Origin of the sequence: Pseudomonas sp. B8(2017), from assembly GCF_002113575.1 — a bacterium.
In the GTDB taxonomy this organism is placed as follows: domain Bacteria; phylum Pseudomonadota; class Gammaproteobacteria; order Pseudomonadales; family Pseudomonadaceae; genus Aquipseudomonas; species Aquipseudomonas putida_Z.
In genome coordinates this window covers 226,240-240,494 of sequence record NZ_NEIO01000002.1, presented here as the reverse complement: position 1 = coordinate 240,494, position 14,255 = coordinate 226,240, and the positions used below count along the sequence as shown (strand labels likewise).

10 protein-coding genes are annotated in these 14,255 nt (G+C 52.6%); 7 read left to right on the top strand and 3 right to left on the bottom strand.

Features of this window, described 5'->3' with window-relative positions; genetic code table 11:
- Positions 1-7 precede the first annotated feature (7 nt).
- The 3 genes from fahA to CAG22_RS04525 are packed head-to-tail and all read left to right on the top strand — an operon-like array spanning position 8 to position 3,358.
- Positions 8-1,306 carry a fumarylacetoacetase gene (gene fahA, locus CAG22_RS04535; protein ID WP_085704651.1) on the top strand — a complete coding sequence of 433 codons (1,299 nt, stop codon included), beginning with the start codon at positions 8-10 and terminating at the stop codon, positions 1,304-1,306.
- Complete coding sequence (maiA, locus tag CAG22_RS04530) at positions 1,303-1,938, top strand: maleylacetoacetate isomerase (RefSeq protein WP_085704649.1); 636 nt, start codon at positions 1,303-1,305, stop codon at positions 1,936-1,938. The genes fahA and maiA overlap by 4 nt, the downstream gene beginning before the upstream one ends.
- Before the next feature lie 52 nt (positions 1,939-1,990).
- Complete coding sequence (locus CAG22_RS04525) at positions 1,991-3,358, top strand: aromatic acid/H+ symport family MFS transporter (protein ID WP_085704915.1); 1,368 nt, start codon at positions 1,991-1,993, stop codon at positions 3,356-3,358.
- A gap of 1,563 nt (positions 3,359-4,921) precedes the next feature.
- Here the strand turns inward: CAG22_RS04525 and CAG22_RS04520 are convergent.
- Both CAG22_RS04520 and CAG22_RS04515 read right to left on the bottom strand, forming a co-directional pair.
- Positions 4,922-5,971, bottom strand: a complete 1,050-nt coding sequence (locus CAG22_RS04520; RefSeq protein ID WP_085704647.1) for an EthD domain-containing protein — start codon at positions 5,969-5,971, stop codon at positions 4,922-4,924.
- Complete coding sequence (locus CAG22_RS04515; protein WP_085704645.1) at positions 5,964-7,160, bottom strand: MFS transporter; 1,197 nt, start codon at positions 7,158-7,160, stop codon at positions 5,964-5,966. The genes CAG22_RS04520 and CAG22_RS04515 overlap by 8 nt, the downstream gene beginning before the upstream one ends.
- 140 nt (positions 7,161-7,300) lie before the next feature.
- Between CAG22_RS04515 and CAG22_RS04510 the strand changes: the two genes are divergently transcribed.
- From CAG22_RS04510 to CAG22_RS04495, 4 genes are all read left to right on the top strand, one after another.
- Entirely contained in the window at positions 7,301-8,224 is a 924-nt protein-coding gene (locus tag CAG22_RS04510; RefSeq protein ID WP_085704643.1) for a LysR family transcriptional regulator, read from the top strand.
- A 422-nt stretch (positions 8,225-8,646) separates the two neighbouring features.
- Positions 8,647-9,606 (top strand): MBL fold metallo-hydrolase, encoded by a 960-nt coding sequence (locus tag CAG22_RS04505; protein WP_085704641.1) that lies wholly within the window; start codon positions 8,647-8,649, stop codon positions 9,604-9,606.
- A gap of 503 nt (positions 9,607-10,109) precedes the next feature.
- Positions 10,110-11,492: an aromatic acid/H+ symport family MFS transporter gene (locus CAG22_RS04500; RefSeq protein ID WP_085704913.1), complete on the top strand. Its 1,383-nt coding sequence runs from the start codon at positions 10,110-10,112 to the stop codon at positions 11,490-11,492.
- A gap of 305 nt (positions 11,493-11,797) precedes the next feature.
- Entirely contained in the window at positions 11,798-13,153 is a 1,356-nt protein-coding gene (locus CAG22_RS04495) for an OprD family porin (protein ID WP_085704639.1), read from the top strand.
- Between the two features lie 106 nt (positions 13,154-13,259).
- On the opposite strand, the gene CAG22_RS04490 is transcribed toward CAG22_RS04495, so the two are convergent.
- Positions 13,260-14,183, bottom strand: coding sequence for a LysR family transcriptional regulator (locus tag CAG22_RS04490; RefSeq protein ID WP_085704637.1), 924 nt, complete (start codon positions 14,181-14,183; stop codon positions 13,260-13,262).
- Between the last annotated feature and the right edge of the window lie 72 nt (positions 14,184-14,255).

Genomic DNA, 14,255 nt, shown 5'->3' with positions numbered 1-14,255 from the left:
GTTGTAAATGAATAGCTGGGTTACTTCGGCCAATGGCCATCCTGATTTCTCTCTGGCAAACCTTCCCTTTGGCGTTTACAGCCTGCTGGGTGGTGAGCGGCGCACCGGCGTCGCGGTTGGCGACCAGATTTACGATCTTCAAGTCGCGCTCGATGCCGGTCTTTTCAAGGGGGCATCTTTGGATGCTGCGAGCGCCGCTGTCGGTGGAGAACTCAATGACTTTTTCGCACTTCCGCGCGAAGTGCGAAAGGCTCTGCGCGAGCGACTGACCGAACTTTTGGTTGAAGGAAGTGAGGAAGCGGCCGCTCAACGAAAAATCAGTGATCGTTTGTTGGTTGATGCCACCCAATGCGTTCTGCACGTACCTGCTCGTATTCAGGACTACACCGATTTCTACGTAGGGATCCATCACGCAGAAAACGTGGGCAAGCTGTTCCGTCCAGATAACCCCTTGATGCCGAACTACAAGTACGTTCCGATTGGGTACCACGGCCGGGCTTCGACCATCGTCGCTTCTGGGCAAGCGTTCGTCCGACCGTCAGGGCAAATCAAACTGCCGGACAGCGATGCACCCATTCATGCACCTTCCCGTCGACTCGATTATGAGCTTGAAGTCGGACTGTGGGTCGGCCCAGGGAACACACTGGGCGAGCCAGTAGACATCGCCAATGCGCGTGAGCACATTGCAGGGTTCTGCCTGTTGAACGACTGGTCGGCACGAGATATTCAGGCATGGGAATATCAGCCGTTGGGCCCATTCCTCTCGAAGAGTTTCGCTAGCACTATTTCACCATGGGTCGTGACGCCAGAAGCGCTGGAACCGTTCCGCTGCGCTCAACCTGCACGGCCCGCGGGTGATCCTAGTCCGCTTCCTTATCTGCTGGATGTTGAAGATCAAAGCACTGGCGCGTTCGATATTGCCCTTGAGGTGTTCATCCTCACTCCAGCGATGCGAGAGAAGGGTGTAGCGCCTGCGCGGTTGAGCTTGAGCAACACCCGCAACATGTATTGGACGTTCGCTCAGATGGTAGCTCACCATACCGTCAACGGCTGCCAACTTAATCCAGGTGATCTGTTCGGTACTGGCACGCTGTCTGGCCCGGATCGAGATTCGATGGGTTCGCTGCTTGAGATGACCGAAGGCGGTAAACATCCGGTAGAGCTTCCTACTGGCGAAACGCGGACGTTCCTGGAAGACGGTGACGAGATCATCATAAAAGCCCGCTGCAGCCGTGAAGGCATTGGCTCCATTGGATTCGGTGAGTGTCGAGCAGTTGTCCTTCCGGCGCGGGGGCATGCCTCGTGATTTTGTACTCCTACTATCGGTCGACATCCTCATACCGTGTGCGTCTCGCCTTGGAATTGAAGGGGCTGGATTACACCGTAAAGCCAGTGAACCTGATCAAGGATGGTGGCGAGCATCGCAGTAGCGGCTACCTTGAACTGAACCCCCAAGGTCGGGTTCCGACCTTGGTTGATGGTGACGTTACGGTCATTCAGTCGCCTGCGATCATCGAATACCTGGAGGCCGTGTATACGGCGAGCCCTTTGCTGAAAGGGAGCCAGGCCGATCAGGCCCTGGCTCGTTCGGTTGCCAGCCTTATTGGATGTGACATCCATCCGCTGCATAACGTGTCAGTGCTGAACAAGCTGCGGGCGTCGGGTCATGATGAAGGGTTTATCAATCAATGGATCCATAGCTGGATTACTGATGGCTTCACTGCCGTCGAAAACTTGATTGGTGACCAAGGTTGGGCACTGGGTGATGATCCGGGATTATGCGATGTCTACTTATTGCCTCAAGTGTATGCCGCACAACGTTTTAGCCTAGATCTGACCCCCTTCCCGCGAATAGCCCGCATTGCTGAGCTTGCCAAGACTCATCCAGCTTTCCAGAAGGCGCATCCCGCCAATCAAATAGATTCACCTCCACGATAACGGACAGCATTAATAAGTCGCGTGGCCTCACAACAATAATCGGACTGCCATGATGAATAACCAGATTGAAGCCTTTCGTGCGGCACTGGACAAACGACCGTTCTCGCGGTTCCAGATCCGAACCCTTGCGCTACTAATTCTGTTGCTGGTCTGCGACGGTTACGACGCCCAACTTCTTGGCTTCGTTGTACCAAGCTTGGCAAAAGCCTGGGATACGCCGAAAGCTGCGTTCGGCATTATTTTTACCTGTAATTTGATCGGCTTGACCATAGGGTCGCTCTTATTGACACCGCTCGCAGACAAGTTTGGAATCAGGAAAACCTTACTGTCCTGCGTACTGCTGTTTGCAGGACTAACCCTACTATCTGCCTGGGCTCACAATATTGAGACTTTGGCAGCCATCCGGTTCTTATGCGGCATCGGTATGGGCGGCGCGATGCCTAGTGCGATGGCTCTCATGGCCGACTACGCGCCACCGCGGTGGAAGACGTTATGCGTTACCTTGGCTGCTTGTGGTTTCTCGTTAGGCGGAGCTGCCGGAGGGTTCATTGCTGCTGCGATGATGGAACATTATGGCTGGCAGAGCGTGTTTATCGTTGGTGGCATGGCGCCTTTGGTGCTGCTGCCCTTCCTGTTCATGTGGTTGCCAGAATCGCTTGCCCGGCTATTCAGCGCCAAGCATCTGAGTTCGTCTCTCAACAGAATGCTCAACGTTCTCGTACCTCAATGGACTCCTCCTGCGCCTGTTATGGAGCATGGAAAATCTCAGAAGGTTAATTTCGTTGATTTGTTCCGCGATGGTTATTTGAAACCCACTATCTTCATGTGGTGTACATGTATCTCAAGTTTTATCCTGCTTTATTTCATTATTAGCTGGTTGCCGACTTTGCTGGAAGAAGCAGGTTTCTCGTCCAGCGCTGCGAGTTTAACCACGTCCTCCTTCCTTGCATCAGGTACGGTGGGTGCCATTGCCTTCTCGTATCTCGCAGACAAGGTTACGAGTAAGGTCAGGTTGCTGGGCAAGATCATGTTTGTGTGCGGCATCGCTACAGCGGCTATTGGGTACAACCATGGAACACCTGCGTTGACTGTAGTGGCTGTTATGGTGGCGGGCTTCTGCTTAATCGGTGGCCAGCTTACTTTGAACGCTGTAATCAGTAATTTTTATCCCCCTCATATCCGCGCCACAGGGCTGGGGTGGGCGCTCGGGATTGGTCGTTTAGGCTCTATCTCCGGCCCGCTTGTGGGGGCAATATTAATCGCTATGCAATTGCCGATGACTAAAACGATGTTGCTGGCAGCGGTTCCAGCGATTTTGGCGGCATTGTTTGTTATTAAGATCTCACATCCGAAGGCTTCACAGTCAAAAAAGCTGAAAGAGCTCGATGAGCCTGATTCCGCGCTTGGAACTTTTAAGTAATCAATTCCAAGCGTGAGCAGGCACTGTACAGATGATTTACCTCGCCCTGTCGTGCTTTGTTCGCGGCGGGGTTTTTTATTTGCACGCTAAGTGTGCTTGTTTGTGAAAAATAGCCAAAACTAATGGGCGTGCGAAGCGAAGGCTCGGGGTCAACACTCTTGCGAAATCTGCAGTGTGTATCTCATTCGGTCGTTGTATTAGAATGGTCTAAGTTACGCTGCCTAGACTTATCGCGACCCCAAATTTCGGTTAAATAACTCATAGAGATTCAGGGGCGACAAGGTCACGGGACAATATCCGCCGTTTGACCTTCATTGCGTGTGGGGCGAATGTGGAAATTTGAATGGCCTGGTGTAGCAAGCTGAAGGATGTTAGTACATATTTTGTGGATGGCTTGAAGTTTTGACGGCTATGAGCTTCGGGCTTTGTCCCAACAGAGCGGCTTCGGCCGCTCTTTTTTTAACTAATAATCCCTGTTAATCTGAATTGCGATTTCTTAGCGTCGAATCAGCGCGAAGTGAAGGCTGCTTAGCAAGTGGCGGCAAGTGATTTTAGCTTATTCCTGCCAGGATTTTATACTTGATCGTTTCGTGTAAGTTGAGACGAGTAAGGGGGCACGGCGAAAATGTAAAGCGCTATTTATTTGAAGTCATCTCAAGGCTCTTCTGAGTATTTTTATCATCTCAATATCTGAGTTGTAGATAAGATGCCAGCGATACCTGCTAAATAAGAGGCTGTGCCATGTCTGAGCTAGGAATTGAGATCCCTCGACCGCACTCCCAGCCCTTACTATCGATCTCGCTCAGTTTATTGTCGCAGTACCTTGATATGGCAGCGGCCAAAAACTATGGGTATTTACAGCGCTTGTCATAAGCAGGTTTGCGGATCAGGATGATGAGACGAGCCAATATTGTTTTGGGTGGTAAGCTCTTGGCTGCCTTGTTTGAGCAGCGTGAATGGCTATCGCGGCGATGGTGGGGCGCTAGTGACCTAAGTTAAACTATTGGAGAAAGCTGTTCCTGGTGGTGAAGGGGGCGAAGGCACCACGATGACCAAAGTCGAGCCTGCAGTGTAATTAGTCACATGGTTTCGTAAACAGTGTGATTGCTGGCAATTTCAAATCATCTATCAGCGTTGTACTTAGGGCTTTGTTCTAACCATCTGGGTTATCCATGTGGTTAATCAAGTATCTTGCTTTGGCGCAGCGTTGAACAGTCAGGAATTTCAGATCTATGATCAAGCAGCTAGGGAACTGAATCATGATCTTGGATGTTGCGATCTATTGACATCTACCTAAAGAAGATCATGCTGAATACACCGCACAAATTCTGATCCAGGTTTTCTTGCAACGTGCAGTGTAGAACGGAGCATTCTTGCTCGGACACAACGATATCAGAATCACGTGCTCTGCCAGGTGCTTGCGCGCGGAGTGTTGGCGACCGGCTGATGCCAAGAGGCTCTAACGCCACGCTCTCATCCTGATGCCGCAAATGCGTGGTAAGCGACCTCAGGTTGAGAGCATGAACTCTATGGAGTGAAGGGATTACCTTCACCCGTTTGTGATCAAAGCGAATCCAAACCGTTGAATATCAGGGCCTGATCGTCGACCGAAGTGGTCTTCTCATAGCTGATGCGGTTGACGATTGTCATGCTGATGGATGTCCACCATTCGCCGGCGCTGGTGTCGATCATCAGTTGCTCATCTCGTGAAATCGCCAAGTAGTCCTCGTTGCGCAGGAAGTCTTCCAAGTCATTGATGCTCGCAAAGTTCAGCAAGCTCACCCCGTCGAATTTACTCGCGTCTGGATGGTAGAAAGGCTCGCCTGGTTCGGTTGGGCCAATGCTATGCAGCTGAACATAGCGCCGCACCAAGCCTCCGGTATGCTGCATGACCACCGCAGCGTGTTCGTGCAGCCACCAGTGCTGGAATTGAGCACGGGTCGTACCGGCCTTCCTGACATGGAGCTTAACTAGGGTGATCGGGTCATTGTCCGATATGCTGGGTAGAACGATGAATTGTTTCGCTGGGATCGGCGCAATATTCCTGAACATCGCATGATCCTCAGGAGCGATTTTTTCACGTATACGCTCATTCCCGAAAACCACACCCATGTCTTCCATGCGTTCGAAATGCAGGTAAGCGACGCCGTCCCATGCAGGGCGATGATATGGGGGCACATGTCCCACGATCGTTGGCCATAGCTTTCCTTCGTCGTCCGTCGGGAATCGATAGGGTGGCGCATTGAAACTGGTCGGCCCAGGTGCAAAACGGTGTAGCTGTTCATACCTTAGGAGCCGCTCCAGCGATCTATCATCTGACTCCTCGACATGCACAAAACGCGGGCCATGCACTTTGCGCCAGTATTCTCCCCAATGCTCGAAGCTAAGATTAGGGTTGCCTTCAAGAGCGTTACTCGATGGTTCTGCAGCGGGATCCTCAATGACATTGCCATCGTTATCCAGACCAAATCCTTGAGCTCGGCTGCGTTCGTTCAGCGGTGTATTGTCAGAGCGGGAGAGCAGCGAGAACAAGACGGTTAGCGGTTTCCTGCCGGCCAACTTGGGCTCGATGTAAGGGGTACGCAGCAGGCGATCCTGTGTGTCTTTATGCATAACGCTGTTCCCGTTTCGGTGCATGGTGAAGATAAGTTATGGCCAAGGCGGCAATGCCAGCGATTGCAGCAAACGTGAACATGCCGCGGGCCCCATAGTGAGTGAATGCGACGGTACCTAAGGCTGCACCCACCGCCATGCCGGCCATAGCGCCGGCCATCATCAGACCATTTAAACGGCTTCGGGCGAGTGGATCGAGGCTGTTGATGATGCTCTGATGCGATACCAAACCCGCTTGGACGCCCAAGTCAAATAAGACAGCGCCTATGCCCAGCAACATGAGGCTCGGTGGCAAGGCTGCCATGGCAATGAACGATACAATTACCAAGGCGCATCCAGCGCGGATTGCAATCAGCGGCCCACGACGATCAGCCAGACGCCCAAACAGTGGTGCGGCCAAGGCGCCGGCTGCACCCGCTATACCGAACGCCCCAGCAACACTGGCGCCAAGGTGAAACGGCTCCGCCGCAAGCACTAGCGCAAGGCACGACCAGAACGCACCCAATGTCGCCGCCAGCAGTCCTTGCACAACCATGGAGAGCCTTAAGGCGCGGTGTTCACCCCATAGCGTCCATAGACTGGTGAGCAGCCTGGAGTAGGGCGTACGCAACGGTGGCGGAGTAGGGGCAAGCGTCAATGACGTGATGAGAATGACAACCAGCATCAACCCTGCAGCCAAGAATTGCATTTCGCGCCAACCCAAACTGTCAGCAACGAAGCCGCCAAGCGTTCGAGAGAGCAAAATGCCGGTCAGTAGTCCGGTTGTCACCATTCCCACAGCATGGCCACGAGATTTCTCCGGTGCCACCTGAGCCGCGACGGGAATGAAGTCCTGGCCAACGCTCCCGAGCAAACCTACCACCATGCATGACAGAAGCAGGATATTGAGGTTGGGCGCCAAGCCTGTTGCGATGAGTGCCAACACCAGGATGAGTGATTTTATGATGATCAGCTTGCGTCTAGAGATCACGTCACCAAGCGGTGCCAAGAGAAGCATGCCCAAGGCATAGCTGATCTGTGTAAGGGTAGGTACCCAGCCTATCTGCTCAATGGTCGCGCCCAGGTCGGACTTCACCAATTGGAGGCTCGGCTGGAGGTAATAGACGTTCGCTACGCCAAGACCTGAACAAACGGCGAGCAGAAAAAGCTCAATGTTCAGGGGTAGCTTCGAGGGTGTTGCCGCGTTCATTTTCCTTCCGTTACTCACTTACAGTGGCGCGCCGAGGAAAGGGCGCCTTGTTGTGCATATGCTATTGACGATTTTGATTTCGATATACCATGCTGTGATCGCAATAGAGTTGACTACTGGTCGTCAATCGGGTTTATCCAATGAATACGTCAGATCCATTCCGTGGTATTTCCATCTTCCTCGAGGTCGTGGACGCAGGGAGCTTCACGGACGCCGCTGAACGCCTGGACATGAGCAAATCGGGCGTGGCGAAAAGCATTTCCAAACTCGAGAGCACGCTTGGTACTCGCCTTTTTCACCGAACGACCCGCAGTCTGACGCTGACAGACGAGGGCGCTCGATTCAGTGAAGGATGTCGACGATCTCTGAATGAACTCAAACAAGCGCAAACGCAGTTGTTAGCTCAGCAGCAGGAATTGAGCGGTCGTTTGCGGGTTACGCTCCCTATGGTGCTGGGAAAGCGTTGGGTACTCCCTGAGCTGCTTGATATTGCTAAACAGCATCCGGCGCTTGAGCTCGACATCAACCTCACGGACAGACTGGTCGACTTGGTGGAGGAGGGGGTTGACCTTGCGATCCGGATTGGCCCACTGCACGATAGCGCCACGTTGATTGCCAAGCCGCTGGGTGTCCAACGAGCAGTGTTGTGCGCCACTCCAGAGTACCTCGCGGCCAATGGAGCACCGGCATCGCTTGACGATCTGCATTCCCATGCGTGCATCACTTTCGGCAGTGGTGGGCAATCACGGTCGTGGTACTTCCTCGATGAAAGCGGACACAGCCACTCAATGGCGATACGAGGGCGGGTGGGATTAAACGATAGCGGCGCCATCCTGATCGCCACTCTCGCAGGCTTCGGTATTGCTCTGATTGCTGACTGGCTGGTGAACGAGCATCTCGCTGCCGGCAGGCTCTCAGTGGTGTTGCCGGAAGTAAGAACCGTGGGTTTTCCAATCCATGCGGTCTGGCAACGTAACCAACTGCTGTCGCCAAAGGTTCGGCATGTAGTCGACCTCCTGGCTGAACGATTCTTGCCCGAACAACCTTGGGAGGTGAGGGATTAGCTAGGCGGGAGCCATCCACATGGGGCCGGGAGCCGCTATGTTCGACTGGGGAGGGGACGACTCACTATTCCCCGTCGAACGTCTGGCCCAGTCGAGAAAAATCAGGGATGCATTGGCTTGTCGTCAAGCTGAACCACGATCGATTGTGTGGAGGAACTGCCCGCGTCCATTATCACGGCTAAGCGCCATCTAGATCGCATCGTCTCTAGGCCGTAGGCGTGGGCTAAGGAAGAGATTGTGCAGCGCTGCCCATTGACGACTGGCAGTCAACACTCTTGCGATGGTGACCCTATATATCTCACCAGATTAGCTCTTTAGTATGGATTCAGGACACTAAACCGGGCCCGCTCCCTCGTCATAGTACGTGGCGCCGAGGGCCCCTAAAAACAGGTGTGTTCTTAATTATTCTAAGGAGAAGATCCATGGCCAAAGCCTTTGCTTCGTCAAATGACACTGCTGAAAAAATCGAAACCCTTGAAGTCCTTGCAGATGGTGTGTACGCCTATACCGCCGAAGGGGATCCAAACGTCGGTGCTTTCGAAGGTGAGGACTTTGTTGTCTGCTTTGATGCTCGCGCAACTCCCGCCTCAGCTAATATCTGGCTGAGCGAACTGCGTAAGCACACCGACAAGCCGGTCAAATACTTGATTCTGAGCCATTATCATGCCGTCCGGGTTTTGGGCGCTAGCGCTTTTAATGCAGAACATATCCTGGCTAGTACCAATACTGCGAAGCTGATTGAAGAGCGTGGCCAGCAGGACTGGGACAGTGAATTTGGCCGCATGCCGCGACTGTTCAAGCAACCTGAAGGTATTCCTGGGCTTACTCGACCAACTAAAATCACCGACGATTACACAATTGATCTGGGTGGCGATCGCGGCAAACTTGAAGTCAAATTTGTTGGCCGTGGGCACACCGCTGGTGATTTGGTGGTGTGGCATGAGAAGAGCAAGACACTCTTCGCAGGGGATTTGGTTGAAGCCGAGGCCGCTTTGTATACGGGTGATGCTTTCCACTACGACTGGTCAGGAAAAACGTTGGATGCGGTTAAAGCCTACCGGGCTGAATTCCTCCTCGGCGGGCGTGGGCCAGTAGCAAAGACTGTTGCTAACACCGACGCAGCTATTGAGCAAACGCGCCACTTTATTCTAAGCATGATTGAAGAAGTGGAAAAGGTGCATAAGCGCGGTGGCTCTTTGAAGGAGGCTTTCGAAGCCACCCATAATAAGCTTAATGCTGAATATGGTCACTGGCCGATCTTTGAGCATTGCCTGCCATTCGACGTCAAAAGGGTATGGGACGAGTGCTCGAAAATTGACTGGCCAGTTATTTGGACAGATAAGCTGGACAAAGAAATCTGGGCAGAACTGCAGGGCGACTAACTACGTGCCCACCGTGCATACGCCCACTCGCTTTTCTGATCAGTATCAAGAAGTTGTTTGGCGTCATGCTTTAGCAATGGGAGCAGCTTCGCTGCTCTCATTTGTGGCTCCTGGTGCTGGAAAGCTCTCCAGCTGTGCATACGCGACCCGTAGTAGTAAACGCCTTCTCAGGGTGTGTATAGGGAAATCGGTCTATGATCGGCAGGATGAGGACGCGTCGCTCAATTCATTGATCCAAGGCAGGTTCTGCGGCGGATTTGGAGCGGTAGAGGCATTAGGCGGGCCTATTGGAGGGGCCTAGGTGATGAGACCTGCCTGGATGGTGTGTGCCAGGCGCTCAGATCCCAGCAGTGCTGCGTTTCCAAAATGCTGGTCGCCACCATCCGGCGGCCATGCACCCTGTATTTCAGTTTCCCTGCCCTGAGGGGCAGGCCAACACCCGACCGTCGTAGAAGTGACGACAAATTCTTACGTGGCCTCACAAAAATAATCGGAATGCCATGATGAATAACCAAATTGACGCCTTTCGTGCTGCACTGGATCAACGGCCGCTATCGCGGCATCAGATCCAAACACTTGTACTCTTGGTTCTATTACTTATCTGTGATGGATACGATGCTCAGCTATTGGGCTTTGTTGTCCCCACTCTTGCGCAAGTATGGGAAACGCCGAAAGCGGCCTTCGGTATTGTTTTTACCTGTAACCTGCTTGGGCTGACCGTTGGCTCTCTGCTGTTGACCCCTTTGGCTGATCGCTTCGGTATCAGAAAAACACTCCTGACCTGTGTATTGCTGTTTTCTGGGCTGACGCTTTTGTCTGCGTGGGCAGACGATATCTATACCCTCGCAGCCATACGCTTTCTCTGCGGGATCGGGATGGGTGGCGCGATGCCAAGCGCTATGGCTTTAATGGCAGATTATTCGCCGCCAAGGATGAAGACGTTTTTCGTGACAATGGCTGCTGCAGGCTTTGCATTCGGTGGAGCAGTTGGCGGTTTTATCGCTGCGAGCATCATGCAAACGTACGGCTGGCATAGCATTTTCATAGTCGGTGGTGTGGCGCCTCTGCTGTTGATGCCTTTCCTCTACCTCTGGCTACCAGAGTCTCTTTCGAGGCTGTTCAGGGCAACACATTTGCGCGCTGCGCTGGGGGTTATGCTCGACAAATTCTTGCCGCAGTGGACGCCGCCAGCCCCTGTGTCGGACGGGAAGCCTCAGAAGGTTACTATCGTTGACTTGTTCCGCTATGGCTATCTGAAACCTACGATTTTCATCTGGGGCTCATGCATTGCCAGCTTCACCGTTTTGTATTTCACAGTAAGTTGGCTCCCTACACTTTTGCGAGATACTGGTTTCTCGTCCAGCGCTGCAAGCCTTACCACTTCTGCTTTCCTGGCATCAGGTACGCTTGGAGCGGTCTCGCTCTCATACCTGGCAGATAAGGTGAGAAGCAAGGTTTGGTTGGTAGGTAAAGTTATGGTGATCTGCGGCATCGCTACTGCTTTGGTTGGCTTCGAGCATGGGAACCCCACCCTCACCGTCATTGCCGTTATGGTGGCCGGCTTCTGTCTGATTGGAGGCTCGCTCACATTGAACGGGGTCATCAGCAACTTCTACCCGCCCCATATTCGCGCAACTGGTGTGGGCTGGGCGCTGGGTGTAGGGAGGCTGGGCGCAATCGCGGGCCCCCTCGTTGGAGCAATGCTAATAGCCATGCACATCCCCTTCGTAGGTGTAATGCTGCTTGCGGCTGTTCCTGCGGTGCTTTCGGGCATCTTTGCTATGAACATCGCCAGTCCGAGTTCAGTGTCACCTGAGAAGGCGGAGGCAGTGTCCGATACCGTACAACCGCGTGAAGTCCAAAATAGCCGGCCAAAGTATCCTTAAGTCGACGTTACTCGACTCGGCACAAGATCGTCCTGCAGTTCCTACGGTGCTGCAGGCACTCTTATACCTTGGGCCGAAAAAATGGAAGCGAGCAGCGTGAGTATTACTTAATTAAGTTCAAGTTCACTGAGCCCGCCATCAGCTTTATAGGCTGAGCCGCTCAGGGTCATCGAAATAATAAGCTTTAGAGTTTTCAGGCGCCGGTAAATCCGGTGAGCACGGCCAATGCGAATAAATTGATCTAAGTTTTCACAGTTGCCACATATGTGCTGCTTTGCCCTCCAAACTACAAAAACAATAGATGGATGAATAAGATGGCTTTAAATAAAGCAACCTGTTTTGTACTGCTTTCTGTCTGCTTTTCCGAAGTCCAGGCTGACGAAAAATCTTCTCCTGATTTTTTTGGGGATAGTAAGCTGTCTATCACATCCCGAAACTTCTACTTCAATCGGGATTTCCGACACGGGATGAGCAATGGCGGTGGTACCAATGCCTTCAAAGGATCTGGGGAGCGGAACGGTTACGCCGAAGAGTGGGCGCAGGGATTTATGGCCAATTTCTCGTCAGGTTTTACACCTGGTGCCGTCGGCTTAGGTTTTGATGCATACAGCTTTCTGGGCTTGAAATTAGACAGTGGAGGCGGCAGAGCAGGAGTACGGCTGACACAGTTAGCCAGTGATGGCGAACCCCGCGACCACTTCAGTAAATCAGGGGCAGCGTTAAAGTTGCGTTATGGTGGTGGGCTGCTTCAATACGGAAACCTCTTTCCAAACGTTCCAGTATTGTCGGTTAATACAGTCAGGCTTTTCCCTAGCTCGGCTACAGGAACAATGCTGGGATGGGATATAGATAAACTGCATCTCGACGCGGCTCACTTTGATGGGCAGGGTGGTGTCGACTCATCGAACAATGATGATGATTTTACGACGGACTATGGTTTGCCAATCGCAATCAAGTCCGTCAGCTACGTAGGCGCAAAGTATAATTTTGGAAGTGCGTTGAAAGCGTCTGTATATGCTTCTGAAGCGGAGGATACTTGGAAGCAGTACTACCTCAATGGCAATTACATCCATGCGATCGATCCTGCTCAGTCCGTTACGGTTGACGCCAACTTATACCGTACGGTTGATACTGGTCGTAAACTAGCTGGCGTTATTGATAACACAACCTACTCGTTATCCCTTGCGTATCGGTTCAACGCTCATACAGTTATGGTCGCGTATCAAAAGGTTCAGAGCGATGAGCCCATGGACTGGCTGGGATTTGGAACATCCCCGGGCGTAGTTTCGCTTGCAAATGCAATCCAGTACTCGACATTCACTGAACCTAATGAGCGCTCTTTTCAGATTCGTTATGACATCGATATGGCACCGTTTGGAATACCAGGTCTCTCGTTCATGACGCGGTATGCAAGAGGGGATAATGTCAGCAACCGGAACAGCGACAATACTTTTTATACGCGTCGGTACGTCTATCCCGAAGGTGACGACGTGCGCCATTGGGAGCGAGATATTGAAGCAAGGTACGTCGTACAATCTGGCCCAGCCAAGGCGCTTTCCGTTCGCGTGAGGCAGGCTACCCACCGAGGAACGGCAGGGTATCGATATGCGGATAACAACGAAGTTCGCGTGATCATCGACTATCCAATATCGATCTTTTGAGGGTTCGGGCATTGGTGCCGAGTTAGGCGACCTACCAGAAAAACGATGCTTTCGTGGAGTCAAAGCAAAAAGGCCGTCTAGTCGCGCTCGGGCCACTTAGCACAAATTAAAGGCTCTCCCAATATGGCGGAGAGCCGATTTTCTCGATGATAAAGTTAGATACCTCACGTACTTTCCTTGAGCGAAGTCTATTCTCTGGGGAAAGGATTTGTACCTGCATTTGTTCGGCAGAAGCAGAAACCTCCCATTCGGTGAGGAGCTCAATAAGACGACCCTCTCGGAAGCTCAACGGATCGAATAACCAGCTTGGAAATAGAACGAGGCCCTGACCTGCCATGGCGGCAGCAACCAATACCTCGGCGTTATTGCTTCTTAGCGGGCCGCTCACCTCCAACATTTTAAACGTCTCCTCGAGAGGGCGTTTGGAATACCAGCGTTGTGCGCCCTGTTCACCCTTATAGAGCAGGCATGCGTGATCACTTAGATCATCGGGAGAATTGGGCTCGCCGTGTTTTTCGAGGTAGGCGGGACTGGCGGCAAGCACGTAGCGTTGACCACTGATAGTGCGCCCGATCAAACCTGAATCGATGACATGGCCAACCCGGATGGTGATGTCAGCTCCTTCCTGGACTGGATCAATGAGAGCGTCTGTGAGAGTAAGCTCCAATACGATCTCAGGGTATTCCTCTTGCAGGAGGGCTAGAAGAGGGGCCACGTGAAGCCGACCCAGTGCGACAGGCGCATTGATCCTGATGAGTCCCTTCAATCCTTCGTCTGCCTGCGCCAGGTCTTCCGCTGCAGCATCGAGCATACCAATGGCTTCCTGCACCTGCAGGTAGAACCGCTCCCCATCCTCAGTGAGTTTCACCGCCCGCGTGCTGCGGTAGAACAACTGGCGACCAAGGTCTTTTTCTAAGGCTGCGATGAACCTGGAGACTGATGACGCTGGCACCTCGAAATGCCTAGCCGTAGCGAGGAAGCTTCCCGTCGTTGCCACCATGAGAAAATAGCGTAGGGCTTTGATCTGCATGAATTCCCTGTGTTCTTTAGGGGGAGATATAAATTGCTATTTTAGCAATTGAATTTTGTTAACTGTAGCTGT

Excerpts from the sequence above, each read along its gene's own strand:
- CAG22_RS04510 (WP_085704643.1), top strand. The coding sequence starts at position 7,301 with ATGAATACGTCAGATCCATTCCGTGGTATTTCCATCTTCCTCGAGGTC.
- fahA (WP_085704651.1), top strand. The coding sequence starts at position 8 with ATGAATAGCTGGGTTACTTCGGCCAATGGCCATCCTGATTTCTCTCTG.
- CAG22_RS04520 (WP_085704647.1), bottom strand. The coding sequence starts at position 5,971 with ATGCATAAAGACACACAGGATCGCCTGCTGCGTACCCCTTACATCGAG.
- CAG22_RS04505 (WP_085704641.1), top strand. The coding sequence starts at position 8,647 with ATGGCCAAAGCCTTTGCTTCGTCAAATGACACTGCTGAAAAAATCGAA.
- CAG22_RS04495 (WP_085704639.1), top strand. The coding sequence starts at position 11,798 with ATGAATAAGATGGCTTTAAATAAAGCAACCTGTTTTGTACTGCTTTCT.
- CAG22_RS04490 (WP_085704637.1), bottom strand. The coding sequence starts at position 14,183 with ATGCAGATCAAAGCCCTACGCTATTTTCTCATGGTGGCAACGACGGGA.
- CAG22_RS04515 (WP_085704645.1), bottom strand. The coding sequence starts at position 7,160 with ATGAACGCGGCAACACCCTCGAAGCTACCCCTGAACATTGAGCTTTTT.
- CAG22_RS04525 (WP_085704915.1), top strand. The coding sequence starts at position 1,991 with ATGAATAACCAGATTGAAGCCTTTCGTGCGGCACTGGACAAACGACCG.
- CAG22_RS04500 (WP_085704913.1), top strand. The coding sequence starts at position 10,110 with ATGAATAACCAAATTGACGCCTTTCGTGCTGCACTGGATCAACGGCCG.